Genomic DNA, 15,802 nt, shown 5'->3' on the forward strand with positions numbered 1-15,802 from the left:
CATGAAATACATCGGAGTCAATGGCGTCCTCACGGAAGCCGCAGATGCCGTGATTCACGTAAGTGATCACGGCTTTTTGTACGGAATGGGCCTCTTTGAAACCTTCCGTACCTACAAGGGAGTTCCGTTCCTGCTCGATCGCCATTTGCACAGACTGGTAGAGGGCTGCCGGATGCTGGGCATTCCTTTTCAACCGGACAAGAACCAGCTTACCGGGCATATCTACAGTCTGATGGCCGCGAATGGTCTGAACGAAGCCTATATCCGCTACACCGTGTCTGCGGGCGAAGAGATACTCGGCTTGCCGTCTGGTGACTATACGCGCCCTAACCATATTTTGTTCGCCAAGCCGTTACCCGCTACGCATATAGAAGCTGTGGGAACGACTTCTATATCGGCGCTTCAGTTGTTGCGAACCCCGAGAAACACGCCTGAGGGCGAGATTCGTTTAAAGTCGCTTCATTATATGAATAACATTCTCGCCAAGCGAGAGCTTCAGCAGTACGCCGCTGCCATCCAGCATAAGGCCGAAGGGATGATGCTTACGGCAGACGGTTTTCTGGCAGAAGGAATGGTCAGCAACCTGTTTTTTGTCCGAAACGATAGGCTGTACACCCCAGACCTGTCCACAGGTATCCTGCCAGGTATTACTCGTGGACTTATTCTGGAGCTGGCGCAAGCGAGAGGCATCCACTGTGAGCAGGGTCTATACCGTTGGGACGAGCTGCGACTGGCTGATGAAATATTTATGACGAATTCCATACAGGAAATAAGGCCTGTGAACCTACTGTTGGAGCCAGATGGAACGACGCACCGGTTATCCAATGCTTGGACACAAGCCGGTTCCATAACAGCTCTGCTGTTACACGATTACAGAGAGAAAGCAGGGATGAATTGAATATACCGACCATTTACCGACGAAGCTATCAGATGGGCGATGCCGAGCTTACGCTCGGAGATTCCACACAGGTGATGGGTATACTAAATGTGACCCCGGATTCATTTTCCGATGGCGGATTGCACAATAGTGTGGAGATTGCTGTTTTACATGCCTTGAAGCTGGTGGAGGATGGAGCCGATATTATTGATATTGGCGGAGAGTCTACCCGACCGGGGCATGATCCGGTAGGCGTGGAGGAAGAGCTGGCCCGTGTCATTCCGGTAATACAGGCTATTCACCGTGTTGCTCCGCACATTCCATTGTCCGTGGATACTTACAAAGCTGAAGTAGCCCGGCAGGCCCTTGAAGCGGGTGCGCATATCATCAATGATGTGTGGGGATTTAAGGCAGATCCTGATATGGCACGCGTAGCTTCACAATTCGATTGTCCAGTCATTTTAATGCATAATCGTCATGACCGTAATTATAGCGATTTGGTACCTGATATGATTGATGATTTAAAAGAAAGTATCCGATTGGCGCTGGATGCGGGTGTACGTGCGGAACAGATCATTTTAGATCCTGGCATCGGGTTTGCCAAAGATTACGACGAAAATATTCATGCTATGACTTCTCTGGATACGCTAAGTCAGTTGGGCTACCCGCTGTTGTTGGCTACGTCGCGCAAAAGATTTATCCGTACAGCACTGGATTTGCCTGTGGATGATGTGGTAGAGGGTACAGCGGCTACGGTTGCCTTTGGCATTGCTCAAGGGTGCCAGATTGTGCGAGTACACGATGTGGCGCACATCAAGCGCACGGTACGCATGTGTGATGCGATGGTGTACGGGTCTAAAAATGCACTGAGTTATGATGGTTAGAAGACGCTACGCTTCTTCGGATTCAAATCCTTCATTACGCTACTACCAGCATAAAGTCCCCGTATTTTTAGAGGAATTTATTATGCAAGATGAACTAAAGAATAGAATCCGACTGCGTAGTGGCACCTCGTGTACATCTTTAGTTCGGCTTATAGAGAAAAAAATTGAAATCAAAAAACAGGGGGACTACCCACGATGGATAAAATGGTTTTGCACCGTATGGAGTATTATGGATATCATGGCGTTTTTCCCGAAGAACGTAAGCTGGGACAGCGTTTCTACATTGATTTGGAACTGGAGCTTGATCTGCGTGAGGCAGGCGAGCAAGATGCATTGGACAAAACGGTTAATTACGCTGAGGTGCATTACACCGTTAAAGATATTGTAGAAAAGGAATCTTACCAATTGATTGAAGCTTTGGGCGAACGTATTGCATCTTCCTTACTGGACACTTATACTAGTGTCAATGCACTGACTGTCAAAGTCACGAAGCCGCATCCGCCGTTCGATATTCATTTTGAGGGCGTGACGGTTGAGCTTTATCGCGCAAGAAAGTAGGAACGGTACATGAACGCACATTCGACCTCTGAGGCATCAGAGGCTTATATTGCTTTAGGGGCTAATTTGGGGGATCGTGAGCATACCCTGTATGAAGCCATCACGGCGCTGGACGAACATCCGGGTATACGGGTGCTGCGTTGCTCCAGCCTGTACGAAACAGAGCCTGTCGGTTATCTGGATCAGCCTTCTTTTCTAAACATGGCAGCAGCCGTATCCACAACGCTTGCTTCAGAGGAGCTTCTGGCCTTCATGCTGAAGGTAGAGAGTCGTCTGGGTAGAGTAAGGCATATTCCTAACGGTCCGCGCACCATTGATCTGGATTTGTTATGGATGGAAGCGGTGCAGCTCACTACACCGGAGTTGGAGCTTCCTCATCCCCGCATGCTGGAGCGTGCTTTTGTGCTTGTCCCATTGGCTGATATCGTTCCGAACCAAGATCCATCCGGCCTGTATAGTATCGTGCATACCGCATTGAAATCATTGGATGGAAAGGACGGCATACCGTTTTGGAAAAAATGCAGCTGGCGCAACGGCTTCGCGCCTTTCGGAAGCTAAAAGGATTCACGCAGCAGGAGTTGGCTGAGCGAGCCGGCATATCGTTGACCGTACTGGGTGCTGTGGAACGGGGCAACCGAACAATAGAGCCTGACATGCTGAACATTATTGCCCAAACCCTAGAAATACAAGTCCGGGAACTGACGGAATGACGATAACTACACCATATACAAGTATAAATAAAGGAGTGAACAGAGAATGTTGAAAATCGGCGGTATTGAAATGAAAAACCAGGTTGTGCTGGCTCCGATGGCTGGCGTGTGCAACCCTGCTTTCCGCCTGATTGCCAAAGAGTTTGGCGCAGGCTTGGTATGCGCAGAAATGGTTAGTGATAAGGCGATCATTCACGGCAACAAGCGCACCCGTGAGATGCTGTTCGTAGATGAGCGTGAGAAGCCGCTTAGTCTGCAAATTTTCGGGGGAGACCGTGAATCTTTGGTAGAAGCGGCCAAGGTTGTGGATCAGGAGACGAACGCAGATATTATTGACATCAATATGGGCTGCCCGGTTCCCAAGGTAACCAAATGTGATGCAGGCGCCCGTTGGTTACTCGATCCAAATAAAATTTATGAAATGGTATCTGCTGTAGTGGAATCCGTTAGCAAGCCTGTTACCGTTAAAATGCGTATTGGTTGGGACAGCGAGCATATTTATGCCGTAGAGAACGCCCGCGCCGTGGAACGTGCCGGAGGTCAGGCTGTCAGCGTACATGGCCGTACACGGGAGCAATTGTATACGGGACATGCCAACTGGGATATTATAAAAGAAGTTAAAGAAGCAGTTTCCATTCCTGTCATTGGAAACGGAGACGTGGTATCACCGGAAGATGCCCGCCGGATGCTGGATTTGACCAACTGTGACGGTGTTATGATCGGACGCGGCGCTCTGGGTAACCCTTGGATGCTGTACCGTACGATTGAGTATTTGCAGACAGGTGAGCTTTTGCCTGATCCTTCACCGGAAGAAAAAATTCGCATTGCCATTCTGCATATGGACCGTCTGGTGGCATTGAAGGGCGAAGCTGTGGCTGTTCGCGAAATGCGTAAGCATCTAGCCTGGTACCTCAAAGGACTTAGAGGCTCTGCACGCATTAAGGACGTAGTTATGGAAGAAACGAAACGCGATGATATGGTACGTATTTTGGATGGCTTTGTATCCGGACTACACACGGTAGAAAATGATGAGCATTCCACGGGGGCTGTTTCTCCTGCCGCCGTTGCACAATAAGGATGCTGTTCCTGCCTTTGCATGCGATTGACTTTTCCAATTACTTGCCCTATAATCGTCCAGTATAAAATCTTGATGTATGCTACAAATTGTATGCAGCTCTCAAGACAACAGCAGGAAATGTTCTCATTCCCTCAGAGTGGCATATTATGTTTTGAAAGCGTGCATTCCGATGCACTTTTAAACTTTTCCCATGACAGGAGAATCGGTTAAGATGAGCGATAAAGAAGTCATTCTAACACAGGAAGGCCTTAGAAAGCTCGAAGATGAGCTTGAGAACTTGAAGTCTGTCAAACGCCGTGAAGTGGCGGAACGGATTAAGGTAGCTATCGGATACGGGGATATCAGTGAAAACTCCGAGTATGAGGATGCGAAGAATGAGCAGGCTTTCATTGAAGGCCGTGTCATTACACTGGAAAAAATGCTACGCAATGCCCGCATTATCAATAGTGATGAAATTGAAACCGATGTTGTGGGAGTAGGCGCAACCGTGACCGTTGAGGATATGGAATTCGGAGATGTTACAGAGTATGCGATCGTAGGTTCAGCCGAATCGGATCCGCTCCAGAATAAAATCTCCAATGAAAGTCCGCTTGGCAAGGCAATGCTAGGTAAGGGAAAAGGAACTGTTGTGGATGTCACCGTTCCCGCAGGTGTTATTCGATATAAAATCGTGGATATCAAAAAATAAGACACGGACTTTGGAATTGAATGTAAAAGCTTCCTTGGGGAAGCTTTTTTTCTCTACACCCGGACGGACTCCGGCCCGTCTATTCATATTGAAGGAGCTGATTTAGCACTATGTCGGATGAAACTACTAACCCGGAACCTCAAGAAAATCGTGAGGAACTAAGTGAACTGCTGCAAATTCGCCGCGCCAAATTGGATGAGCTTCGTTCGTTGGGCATTGATCCTTTTGGTCGTAAATACATACGCACAGCTGAGGCGGGTGTACTGCTAAGCAAGTATGACAGTTTGACCAAGGAAGAACTGGAAGATAAGAATATTGAAGTTAGCATTGCAGGCCGTATTATGGCTAAACGGGTTATGGGGAAAGCCAGCTTTGCCCATGTACAGGATCTCAGTGGACGTATTCAAATCTATGTTCGTCAAGATACCATACCAGAAGACAAATACAAAGCATTCGGTATTTTGGATCTGGGCGACATTGTGGGGATTAAAGGCGTACTGTTCAAGACCAAAACAGGGGAAACCACCATTAAGGTGCTGAACCTTGAGGTATTGTCCAAATCGTTGTACCCATTGCCAGAAAAATATCATGGTCTGAAGGATGTTGAGCTGCGTTACCGTCAGCGCTATGTCGATCTGGTTATGAATCCGGAAGTGCAAAAAACGTTCATTACGCGTTCCCGTATTATTCAATCCATGCGCCGTTATCTGGACTCGCTCGGTTATTTGGAGGTTGAAACGCCAACATTGCATTCCATTGCAGGCGGGGCGGCGGCCAAGCCGTTTATTACACATCATAATGCATTGGACATGCAGCTATATATGCGTATAGCCATTGAACTTCATCTGAAACGACTGATTGTCGGCGGATTGGAGAAAGTATATGAGATCGGTCGCGTTTACCGTAACGAAGGTATTTCCACTCGCCATAACCCTGAGTTCACGATGATTGAGCTGTATGAAGCCTATGCTGACTACCAGGACATCATGCAATTGACGGAAAACATGGTGGCTCACATTGCGCAAGAAGTGCTTGGTACACAGCGCATCCATTATCAGGGCCAGGAAGTGGATCTGACGCCGCAATGGCGCAGAGTATCTATGGTCGATGCTGTTAAAGAAGTAACAGGCGTAGATTTTGGCGCACAATTGAGCAATGAAGAAGCTCATCGCCTTGCAAAAGAGCATAAAGTGCCGGTAGAGCCGCATATGACCTTTGGACATATCCTGAATGCCTTCTTCGAACAGTTTGTAGAGGAAACACTCATTCAACCGACCTTTATTACGGGGCATCCAGTTGAAATCTCGCCACTGGCGAAGAGAAACGAGCAAGATCCACGCTTTACGGATCGCTTTGAGTTGTTTGTTGTAGCTCGTGAGCATGCCAACGCATTCACTGAGCTGAATGATCCGATTGACCAACGTCAACGTTTTGAAGCACAATTGCTGGAACGTGAGCACGGCAATGACGAGGCCCATGAAATGGATGATGATTTTATCCGTGCTTTGGAATACGGCATGCCGCCAACAGGCGGACTGGGCATCGGCATCGACCGTTTGGTCATGTTGCTGACGGATGCTCCTTCCATTCGCGATGTGCTGCTTTTCCCGCATATGCGTAACCGTACGGTAGAATAACATAACTTATGAATAAAGAGGATCAGCCGGGCTTCCCGTGTCTTGTTCCTCTTTTCCATAAGAACGGATGGAGAGAAGACTTCTAATGAAACGCAGCGTCAAGCTAACCCGGTTTGCATCCCCGCCTTTTATATTGGTCATCGGATATCTGCTGATTATTGCATTAGGCACTTTACTGCTGATGCTTCCTATATCCAATCATAGCGGGCATGCTCCACATTGGATTGATTCGCTCTTTACGTCCGTCTCCGCTGCCTGTGTCACAGGATTAGTGGTGGTTGACGTTGATTCAACCTATACGATGTTTGGAGAGACCGTCATTATGGTGCTGATGCAACTGGGCGGGCTTGGTTTTATGACCTTGGCGACATTGTTTGCGTTGCTGTTGGGGCGCCGCTTGTCGCTGAAGGACCGACTGCTGCTCAAAGAAGCTATCAGTGCCGACAGCATGGAAGGAATCGTACGTATTATCCGCAAGGTGCTGATCTTCTCCTTTACCATTGAGGCGATTGCTGCCGTCGTTTTAGCTTTGCGATGGATGAGGGAGATGCCTGTCGGACAAGCGATATATTATGGAATATTCCATTCGGTCTCCTTGTTTAACAATGGAGGATTTGATCTGTTCGGAAGCAGCTTCCAGCAATATGCCGGAGACTTTGTGTTCAATATGATTGCATCCGTGCTTGTCATTTCGGGGGGGTTGGGTTTTCTTGTACTAAGCGATCTATTCGATTTTCGCCGCACTCGAAGACTGACTCTTCACTCGAAAATGGTACTCAGTGTGTCAGGGGCGCTTATTGTGCTTGGTGCGCTGGTCCTATTTATTTTTGAGTTTACCAATGCGCGTACCTTGGGCTCACTGAACTGGGAAGGCAAGGTATACGCCTCTGTCTTTCAGTCCGTATCCACACGATCATCCGGTACCAGCACAGTAGATATCAGCGGGTTAAGGCAGGCCAGCCAGTTTTTTATCATGCTGCTGATGATTATCGGCGCTTCTCCAGGCTCCACCGGGGGAGGAATCAAAACGACTACGTTCCTGCTGATGGTTGGCGCCCTAATTGTCGTCATGCGGGGACAGAAGGAAATGGTGTTCTTTCGCCACCGGGTTCCCAGAGATATCATGATGCGTGCGCTGACCATTATTGTATTGTCCCTATTTATCTTCTCCATTGTGGTCATGCTGCTTTTAATGACAGAGGATGCGCCTTTTCTCTCACTTGCGTTTGAGGCCGCCTCCGCGATCGGGACGGTGGGGCTGTCGACAGGTGTAACCCCAGGACTGTCTGACGCGGGTAAGCTGATCATTTGTGTGACCATGTTCATTGGTAGAATTGGGCCGCTTACGATTGCGTATGCCATTCGTCCACGGTCCACCAAGACGTTGTACCGTCGTCCCGAAGGGCATATTGTAATTGGATAGCTTATCTGAAGAAAAGGATGCACCCGTGCTGATTGACACGGGTGCATCCTTTTTTTTTCATTTCACATCATCATCTAATTTGCACAGCATATCATGAAAAATACCCAATTTGAGAATGAGAGGCAATGGACTTGACAGATACTATTTTTTGTATAAAAAAGTATATTTGTTTCCTTTTATGTGATTATAGACAATACACTAGGAATATTATGTATAATATTGTATGATAGTGGGCATGAAAGTGGGATAGCTGAGGGAAATACCAATTTCTAATTCGAAAGGAATCATCCATTATGTATTTATTTATTATTAGTGCTGAAGTTTTATTCTGGGTTTTTGTTGTTGCAGGGTTGATCGCAAGGTATATGTTTGGCTTAAAGAAATTAGGCGGTCTTCTTTTACTATTTACTCCTATTATTGATATCCTGTTACTGCTTGCGGTGTTCATCACGGTGAGCAGCGGCATGGAGATTACGACCGCTACTGGCCTGGCAGCCTGCTATTTTGGTATTACAGTAGCATTTGGTCATAGGTTAATTAAATGGGCAGATACGCAATTCTCTCATTGGTTTGGTAAGGGGCCGAAGCCCGAACGCAAGTATGGTGCTGCTCATGCAAAAGAGGAACGGACGGGGTGGTTGCTTCACCTGTTGGGCTGGGCCATCGGCAACGCTCTGCTGCTCGCCATCATTGTGTATGTAGATGATCCACAGCGTACGGTTTCTTTGGAGGGCATTATGACAACATGGGCACTCGTTCTGGCAATCGACTTTATTGTCTCCTTTAGCTATACCTTGTCTCCAAGGAAACATAAGGCGTAGAAAGTTAATTCTTGCAATTGCCTAAAACGTCGATTGTTTAACTTTGGCAACTAACATGATAATATTCCAGAAAAGATTATTTATACATTATATAGACATACGAAATTAAGTCGTTTTACATTGAAAAATGTAAAATAAGAGAGGTGGTTTCTGTGGCAGCACTGCTGAGTGGTAAGAACATTTTGATTATGGGTGTGGCTAACAACAGGAGTATTGCCTGGGGGACAGCCCAATCTTTAGCTGCTGAAGGAGCAAAGCTCATTTTCACTTACGAAAATGAGAGGGTTGCAGAGCGGGTGCTAAAGCTCGTTGAAGCTATTCCGGGGGCAATTGTAATTCCTTGTAATGTACAAAGCGATGAGGAATTGGATGCACTGGCGGATTTTCTAAAGGAGCAGGTAGGCGTCTTGCATGGTTATTTTCACAGTGTTGCCTATGCTAAGGCTGAGGATTTGAATGGCTTGTTCGTCGACACTTCTCGCGAGGGATTCGCCATTGCTCAAGAAATCAGTGCCTACTCTCTCGCTGCTGTTTCCCAACGAATTTACCCGCTGATGACGGAGGGGGGGAGTATCGTCACCATGACGTATATTGGCGCAGAACGAGCGATCAAGAATTACAACATTATGGGTGTGGCGAAGGCTTCACTGGAAGCCAGCATGCGCTATCTGTCGAACGATCTGGGTACTTATGGAATTCGTGTAAATGCGATTTCGGCGGGTCCCATACGGACTTTGGCCGCCTATGGTATTAAGGATTTCAGCACGATGCTAAAGCATATTGAAGAAACTACGCCCCTACGCAAGACGGTCGATACGTCCGAAGTTGGAGATACGGCGTTATTCCTATTTTCCCATTTATCGAGAGGCATTACAGGCGAAGTTATCCATGTTGATGCAGGATACCATATTACCGGGATGTAAGGAGGGAACGCTGTGCTTGTTACGCATACGGACTGCCGTATTATCTCACCCGAAGGGATGATGACAAGGAAGCGTTTGGAACGGGACGTTACGATCTTCTCCCGAATGCTGGCCCTCAGAGGAGTTCCTGAAGACGGCAGAGTGATTCTGAAAGCGGCCAATTCCTACTGGTTTGTTGTGTCTCTGTTCTCCCTGTGCAATATTGCTGTTTCGGTGACCGTAGTGGACGAGCAGACTGTGCTCGATGAGGTGGCCCAAATCTATGATGAAGCGGGTGCCTGCTGCATCCTTACGGATTGCGATTTAGAACTTCCTCATGCGCTCGTTATTCTGATCCAAGATCTAATTCAAGAAGAAGCAGCACATCCGCATTGGGTGGGAGAACCAGAGATTGAAGCCCTTGACTTTAACAAGTGGTGCGAGAGGCCCGATGCCCTCATTCTGTATTCTTCTGGTACGACGGGAAAACCCAAGGGAATCGTGAAAGCTGGTTCAGCTTTCATGGAGAATATCAGGCACTCTATACACGCCATGAATTACTTACCGTCTGACCATATGCTCCCCGTTGTACCGTTTTCTCACTTCTATGGTATTTCACTCATCTTCTCATGGTGGTTAACCTCATGTTCTCTACTTATCTGCAATCCTAAAAACCTCTGGAGCGTCATTGCAAGTATTACGAAAGACCGGGCGACGGTCGTAGACGCCAACCCCTCTGTTTTTTACACCTTGTTGCGTATGTTAAGCCGAAAACCCGAACAACTGGAAATGGTCAAGGAATCTCCGGTGCGCATGTGGTGCGTAGGCGGTTCCCCACTTACCCAAGACCTCGAAGAAAAATTTAACAACATATTTGGACAGCCCCTGCTGAATGGTTACGGCCTTTCTGAACTGGGCAACGTTACGCTGGGGACGCTGGAGTGTCCGAAAGGTTGTGGCAAACCGTTACCTGGTGTGGACCTGAAAATACTAGATGCTGATGAAAATCAACAGGCTGACGGTATCGTAGGCGAAGTGTGGATACGGAGTGCCGGATGCATGAAAGGTTACCTGAATCGTCCAGACCTGACGCAATCCGTTCTACAGGATGGCTGGTTCAAGACAGGGGATCTGGGCTATCTGGATGAGGAAATGCTGTATGTCATTGGCCGCAGCGGTAAGACGGTCAACCGGATGGGCTATATGGTCTCTCCGGTCTATATCGAGGATCGGATGGGTTCGATAGGTTACCGATCATGCGTGATCACCTTGGGGGACGAGGCTAAAGGAACATTACTTGTTGCATTCATCGAAAGCGAATTCTCGCAGGCCTTGTCTGTACTCCGCAAAGAGATGAATCGGGTACTTCCTTCATACATGTTTCCCGATCTTTTGCTTCCGCTCGCCCATTTTCCTTTAAATCGCAATGGAAAAGTAGATCGACTGGAGATGGAGCGCATTGCCCTGGAGAAAGTTGCTTCTCGCAAAGTGTAACAAGATATTTACCAAAAACTTCATAAAGGAAAGGGAGGATGCATCATGAGTATGAATCCGGAACTGGCAAAAAATACGCTTTTTTTGGAAAGGCATGAGGCAATTCTAAAATGCCTTAATTATTTGACGGAGTATCGGCAGGAAGTGATGGATATTCTCACACAATTTTCATCCTATCGGGCCGCCGATGCAGAAATTGATTCCACGATCCTCACACTCCAAGGTGCTTTGCAAGAAGTGCAAACCTATCAGCCAAGCTGGCAACGATCTATGGCTGTATTCATGCCTTCCAACGTCATTTTGTACTCCTATGCATTATACCTTTTACTTCCATCCCTGTACGTTGAAAATATAGACTTTCGCCCTTCTTCTCACGTAAACGAGTACGTTAATATGCTGCATGAAAAGCTCCAGGCTGTACATGGATTACCTATCTGTATTCGTAAAGTTAGCCAGAAGGTGTTCTTGGAAAATTCAGTTATGCCAGCTGATATTGTGGTGTTCACTGGGAGTTATACGAATGCGGAGAAGATCAAAAAACAAATCCGAAAAGAGCAACTTTACATTTTCTACGGACAAGGGATAAATCCTTTCATCATCGGACCCGATGCCGATCTGGAACTAGCGGTTACCGATGTGATCCGAATGAGATTGTTCAACTCTGGACAGGACTGCCTGGGACCCGACATCATTCTGGCACATCAAGATGTGACGGAGAATTTTAAAAACTTGCTAATTGAGCGGCTTGACCAACTGGTGTTTGGAGCCAATAATGATCCGAACGCGAGCTATTCCCCTATTTTCTATAAAGACACGCTGTATTCGGTTTCTGAATATTTTAATACAAATGATAAGTTTATTATTTATGGCGGTGGCATTGATTTCCGTACGAAAAAGATGGAGCCGACGATTGTATATAGCGAACTAGATCAGGATTTGGAGATTATTGAGTATTTTTCACCAGTCTTCAACGTGGTTAGCTACCGAGACGACGAGCAACTGATCAAGCGTATTTCCTCCAGTTATTTCAGTGAACGTGCGATGGGCTGCAGCTTATACGGATCTAATCACCTGGCGGACGTCCTGCGAAAGAAGCACACGCTGACTATTAATGAGACGCTTGAGGATGTGGATCAGGGCAATAAGCCCTTTGGTGGCTATGGCACGATGTCGAACTATATTTTCTACGATTTTAAGCTTGTTTCGAAGCCAATTTTGATTTCAGAAATTGTCGCAGAATATTTGTCGGAAAAGAGGAGTTTGGTATGACTGCGAGCTTATTCCCCTGGGATGCCATCATGGGCTACTTAAAATCGGCTGGGGTTCGGCATCTCTTTGGATTACCAAGTGATGATCTCAAAATCGTATCGTCACTCCCCTCGTCGGGTATGGATTTTATTCTGTGCAAAGATCAGCGTAATGCTGTGTTCATGGCAGCAGGCTATGCACTCACAACCAACCAGATGTCCGTATGTGTTGTGGGTAAAGGCCCTGCGCTCAGTAATACACTCACGGGGCTGCTGGAAGCGAAGAACCTTGGTGCTCCGCTTTTACTTTTGGCGCTTGGCACTGGAGGAGACAAGCTGGGTACCCGTTCCTTTCAGGAGGCAGATCAAATCTCACTCGTGAAGCCGCTCGTAAAATGGGCTTACCGTGTCGAGCATGTGGATCGACTTGTATGGGCGCTGGAGCGAGCGGCTTTTTTGGCCATCAATGGAGCCCCAGGTCCGGTCTATATTGAACTACCCGAAAACCTGATGGACCAGCCTGTATCGACAGGGCTTCAGTTTACCCCACCGGAAAAGCTTTCTTGCTCTCCGTCCCTTCGGGAGCTGGATGCGGCTTGGGAAATTATCAAGACTGCTCGCAGGCCTATCATTCTGGTCGGAGGCGGGATGAAGTCAGTTACAAGTGATGTAATTGAGATATTCGCTAATCTGCGAGGAGCAGCCTTGTTCGCAACCGCCTCGGGACGGAGTGCAGTTGATGAAGAAGATGAACTCTTCTGTGGTGTTGCCGGGCTCTATACGGATCTCAGTCTGAGACAAATCTGGAAGGAATCTGATGTGGTGATTGCGCTGGGCAGTCGATTGGAAGAAACGGCAACGTTTGAGTGGGATATTTTTCTACAGGATACCCCTTTAATTCAAGTCAATGTTGAGCTGGAGGATTTTGCACACGAATACCGGGGCGTCAAATTGCTTGGAGATGGATATGCAGCATTAGAGCAGTGGGTTCAACGGTACGGACATAAACCTGATGGAGTGTGGCTTGAAACGATCAGAAGGTGTAAGCAGAAGGCATTTTCTAATAGAGCCATTTATATGGAGGAGCTGAAAAAGGCCCCTGGAATTCACGTTCCAGAGCTGCTAGAGATCATTCAGACAGAATTCCCAGAAAAAATGGTGCTTGTTCAGGAAAATGGATTACAGGATATGTGGTCTTACTTTTATCCATATTTCTGTTTCATGCAAGGTTCTCTTTCGATTGTTCCCAGTGACCAAACGAGCCTTGGATTCGGTGCGGCTGCTGCTTTGGGAGCAAGCGTGGCAACAGAACGTCCAGTAGTGGCACTGGTAGGGGACGGTGCGTTCAATCTTTTCTGTTCGGATTTTATGACGGCTGTGGAGTACCAAATACCGCTAATCTATGTCGTACTCAATAATGGTGGCTACGGTTGGTTGCAAAACCAGATGAATTATAAGCACCTTTCAGGGCAGGCCCTCCCATTTGTTTCCGAGGCGGCTAAAACAGGAATCCAAATTCCACAGTATGAGTTTGTGGAAAGTCTTGCGATCCGGAGCAAGGGGGAGGCCCGGGAACAGCTTCAGCTTGCTTGGCAAAAGTATCAGGAGAACAAGCTTGTGGTCGTCGAGGTATATGCTGATCTTGCTGATGTGCATGAGAAAATCAGTCATGTGTATGGCGACTTTCCTCTCTACGAGCAACAGGCTTCCAAGAATTAATTTCAGCGAAGGACGTGGGTACAGTGAGAAGACGTGTTGTAGTGACAGGACAGGGAGTCGTAACGCCGGTCGGGCTTAATCTTTCAGATTTCTGGAATTCACTGTTGGAAGGAAAGAGCGGAATCGGACCTGTCACTGCTTTTGATACAGCGGACATTCCGACAAAAATTGGCGCACATGTTACGGGCTTTGATCCGTTGCAATATATGAGCAAGAAGGAAGCTAATAAAGTAGCACAGTTCACCCAATTTGCCTTGGCGGCTGCCCGTCAGGCAGTCGAGCAATCGAAATTAGTAATTGACGAGCGGAATGCAAGCCGCGTGGGGGTTATTGTCGGCTCTGGAGCAGGCGGCCTCGACGTCATAGAGGAGAACTATGGGAAATTAACAAAGCTTGGTCCCAAAAGGGTTTCTCCTTATTTTGTTTCCTCAATGATGATTAATTCAGCGCCTGGTGAAATATCCATTGCTATCGGAGCCAAGGGACCTTCATTTGCCGTGGTTACGGCTTGTGCTACTGGTAGTAATGCCATCGGTGAAGCATTACGTACGATCCAGTACGGCACGGCTGATGTCGTGGTCGCTGGAGGAGCAGAAGCCAATTTTAGTCAGCTTGATTTGGCATCTTTTGCGAATATTCATGCTCTTTCCAGGCGCAATGAAGAGCCGCAGAAGGCCAGTCGCCCGTTTGACGTGGATCGCGATGGATTCGTCATCGGTGGAGGAGCAGGGGTCTTGGTGCTGGAGGAGCTGGAGCATGCCTTGAACCGCGGGGCCACCATTTTGGCCGAAGTTGCGGGTTACGGATGCACAACCGATGCGTATCATATCACGGCTCCAGATCCCTCGGGCTCCGGTCCGGCAGAAGCGATCGGCATCGCACTGCAGGATGGTGGCTTGACACCGCAGGAAATCGACTATGTCAATGCCCATGGTACAAGTACGCCGTTCAACGACCGTATGGAGATTAATGCCATTCAGAAGGTATTCGGGGAGCATGCTCCCCATTTGGCGATATCGTCTATTAAATCCATGACAGGCCATTTAATGGGCGGCGCAGGGGCAGTCGAGTTAATTGCAACTGTACAGAGCATGATCCACAGCAAAGTACCACCGACACTCAATTGCGATAACCCTGAAGCCCCTGAACTGAATTTTGTACCGCACGTATATCAGGAACGCGAGGTCCGTGCGGCGATTAGTAATTCCTTTGGTTTCGGGGGGCACAATGTCTGTCTTGCTGTTCGCAAGTGGGAGGGGGTATAGCCTGTGAGCGAAGAGCTAATCCATATCCCGGATGTGCTTCCGCACAGGTATCCGTTTCTTCTGCTGGATGGCGTGACTGGGTACGAAACGTCGCAATGGGCGAAGGGGTACAAGCTTGTTACCTGGAGTGAATGGTTTATTACAGAGGCTAATCCATACATGCCTCCTATGTTGATCGTGGAGTCGCTCGCACAATTGGCGGCATTCACTAATGTTGATAAAAAAGGTATTGCATACTTGACCAACCTCAATGGAATTCGATTCCATAGCTTAGCGAAGCCTGGGGACCGAATTGATCTTTATTTTGAAGTGATCAAGCGTCGGCGGGGTTATGTACTCGGAAGTGGTCGGGCTTCCGTAGGCGATCGATTGGTGGCTGAGGCGGAAGAAATTGTTTCACTTGATCAATGACGGGGTGGAAGCGCACGTTAAACTGTCCTTTTGTCCTCCTGACTGCCAGGTGCAGCGGGAGGATATTCACATCACGGAATAGGAGTGA

At 47.8% G+C, this 15,802-nt stretch carries 16 protein-coding genes; all 16 read left to right on the top strand.

The genetic code is table 11. The features are described 5' to 3' along the window. Position 1 precedes the first annotated feature (1 nt). A complete protein-coding gene (locus ACWGOO_RS17755; RefSeq protein WP_452485555.1) occupies positions 2 to 898 on the top strand; it encodes an aminotransferase class IV in 897 nt (298 codons plus the stop codon). Further along, positions 895 to 1,761: a dihydropteroate synthase gene (gene folP / locus ACWGOO_RS17760; RefSeq protein WP_452485556.1), complete on the top strand. Its 867-nt coding sequence runs from the start codon at positions 895 to 897 to the stop codon at positions 1,759 to 1,761. Before ACWGOO_RS17755 ends, folP begins: the two co-directional genes overlap by 4 nt. Positions 1,762 to 1,956: 195 nt before the next feature. Then, positions 1,957 to 2,319, top strand: coding sequence for a dihydroneopterin aldolase (gene folB, locus ACWGOO_RS17765; RefSeq protein WP_007428051.1), 363 nt, complete (start codon positions 1,957 to 1,959; stop codon positions 2,317 to 2,319). 9 nt (positions 2,320 to 2,328) lie between these two features. Continuing rightward, positions 2,329 to 2,877 carry a 2-amino-4-hydroxy-6-hydroxymethyldihydropteridine diphosphokinase gene (folK, locus tag ACWGOO_RS17770; RefSeq protein WP_452485558.1) on the top strand — a complete coding sequence of 183 codons (549 nt, stop codon included), beginning with the start codon at positions 2,329 to 2,331 and terminating at the stop codon, positions 2,875 to 2,877. Next, on the top strand, positions 2,829 to 3,029 hold the full coding sequence (locus tag ACWGOO_RS17775) for a helix-turn-helix domain-containing protein (RefSeq protein ID WP_452485560.1): 201 nt from the start codon (positions 2,829 to 2,831) through the stop codon (positions 3,027 to 3,029). Before folK ends, ACWGOO_RS17775 begins: the two co-directional genes overlap by 49 nt. Positions 3,030 to 3,075: 46 nt before the next feature. Continuing rightward, positions 3,076 to 4,104 (top strand): tRNA dihydrouridine synthase DusB, encoded by a 1,029-nt coding sequence (gene dusB / locus ACWGOO_RS17780; protein ID WP_452485561.1) that lies wholly within the window; start codon positions 3,076 to 3,078, stop codon positions 4,102 to 4,104. A 214-nt stretch (positions 4,105 to 4,318) separates the two neighbouring features. After that, positions 4,319 to 4,795, top strand: a complete 477-nt coding sequence (gene greA, locus ACWGOO_RS17785; RefSeq protein ID WP_452485563.1) for a transcription elongation factor GreA — start codon at positions 4,319 to 4,321, stop codon at positions 4,793 to 4,795. A 110-nt stretch (positions 4,796 to 4,905) separates the two neighbouring features. Continuing rightward, on the top strand, positions 4,906 to 6,432 hold the full coding sequence (gene lysS, locus ACWGOO_RS17790) for a lysine--tRNA ligase (RefSeq protein ID WP_452485565.1): 1,527 nt from the start codon (positions 4,906 to 4,908) through the stop codon (positions 6,430 to 6,432). Between the two features lie 85 nt (positions 6,433 to 6,517). Continuing rightward, positions 6,518 to 7,855: a TrkH family potassium uptake protein gene (locus ACWGOO_RS17795; protein ID WP_452485567.1), complete on the top strand. Its 1,338-nt coding sequence runs from the start codon at positions 6,518 to 6,520 to the stop codon at positions 7,853 to 7,855. A gap of 293 nt (positions 7,856 to 8,148) precedes the next feature. Continuing rightward, positions 8,149 to 8,676 carry a hypothetical protein gene (locus ACWGOO_RS17800; RefSeq protein ID WP_452485569.1) on the top strand — a complete coding sequence of 176 codons (528 nt, stop codon included), beginning with the start codon at positions 8,149 to 8,151 and terminating at the stop codon, positions 8,674 to 8,676. Between the two features lie 152 nt (positions 8,677 to 8,828). Then, positions 8,829 to 9,599, top strand: a complete 771-nt coding sequence (gene fabI, locus ACWGOO_RS17805; RefSeq protein WP_452485571.1) for an enoyl-ACP reductase FabI — start codon at positions 8,829 to 8,831, stop codon at positions 9,597 to 9,599. Between the two features lie 12 nt (positions 9,600 to 9,611). Continuing rightward, positions 9,612 to 11,072 (top strand): AMP-binding protein, encoded by a 1,461-nt coding sequence (locus ACWGOO_RS17810; RefSeq protein ID WP_452485573.1) that lies wholly within the window; start codon positions 9,612 to 9,614, stop codon positions 11,070 to 11,072. Between the two features lie 45 nt (positions 11,073 to 11,117). Then, the gene (locus ACWGOO_RS17815; RefSeq protein WP_452485575.1) at positions 11,118 to 12,341 is read left to right on the top strand and encodes an aldehyde dehydrogenase family protein; all 1,224 of its coding nucleotides are present in this window, start codon (positions 11,118 to 11,120) and stop codon (positions 12,339 to 12,341) included. After that, positions 12,338 to 14,038 (top strand): thiamine pyrophosphate-binding protein, encoded by a 1,701-nt coding sequence (locus tag ACWGOO_RS17820; protein WP_452485576.1) that lies wholly within the window; start codon positions 12,338 to 12,340, stop codon positions 14,036 to 14,038. Before ACWGOO_RS17815 ends, ACWGOO_RS17820 begins: the two co-directional genes overlap by 4 nt. Before the next feature lie 23 nt (positions 14,039 to 14,061). After that, positions 14,062 to 15,303, top strand: a complete 1,242-nt coding sequence (gene fabF / locus ACWGOO_RS17825) for a beta-ketoacyl-ACP synthase II (RefSeq protein WP_452485589.1) — start codon at positions 14,062 to 14,064, stop codon at positions 15,301 to 15,303. Between the two features lie 3 nt (positions 15,304 to 15,306). Continuing rightward, positions 15,307 to 15,714, top strand: a complete 408-nt coding sequence (locus ACWGOO_RS17830) for a 3-hydroxyacyl-ACP dehydratase FabZ family protein (RefSeq protein ID WP_452485578.1) — start codon at positions 15,307 to 15,309, stop codon at positions 15,712 to 15,714. Positions 15,715 to 15,802 lie beyond the last annotated feature (88 nt).

The organism is Paenibacillus sp. NPDC055715 (assembly GCF_053617595.1).

Bases quoted from the DNA above. Each gene is read 5' to 3' on its own strand.
- ACWGOO_RS17815 (WP_452485575.1), top strand. From the start codon at position 11,118: ATGAGTATGAATCCGGAACTGGCAAAAAATACGCTTTTTTTGGAAAGG.
- greA (WP_452485563.1), top strand. From the start codon at position 4,319: ATGAGCGATAAAGAAGTCATTCTAACACAGGAAGGCCTTAGAAAGCTC.
- ACWGOO_RS17795 (WP_452485567.1), top strand. From the start codon at position 6,518: ATGAAACGCAGCGTCAAGCTAACCCGGTTTGCATCCCCGCCTTTTATA.
- ACWGOO_RS17820 (WP_452485576.1), top strand. From the start codon at position 12,338: ATGACTGCGAGCTTATTCCCCTGGGATGCCATCATGGGCTACTTAAAA.
- ACWGOO_RS17800 (WP_452485569.1), top strand. From the start codon at position 8,149: ATGTATTTATTTATTATTAGTGCTGAAGTTTTATTCTGGGTTTTTGTT.
- dusB (WP_452485561.1), top strand. From the start codon at position 3,076: ATGTTGAAAATCGGCGGTATTGAAATGAAAAACCAGGTTGTGCTGGCT.
- folK (WP_452485558.1), top strand. From the start codon at position 2,329: ATGAACGCACATTCGACCTCTGAGGCATCAGAGGCTTATATTGCTTTA.
- folB (WP_007428051.1), top strand. From the start codon at position 1,957: ATGGATAAAATGGTTTTGCACCGTATGGAGTATTATGGATATCATGGC.
- ACWGOO_RS17755 (WP_452485555.1), top strand. From the start codon at position 2: ATGAAATACATCGGAGTCAATGGCGTCCTCACGGAAGCCGCAGATGCC.
- lysS (WP_452485565.1), top strand. From the start codon at position 4,906: ATGTCGGATGAAACTACTAACCCGGAACCTCAAGAAAATCGTGAGGAA.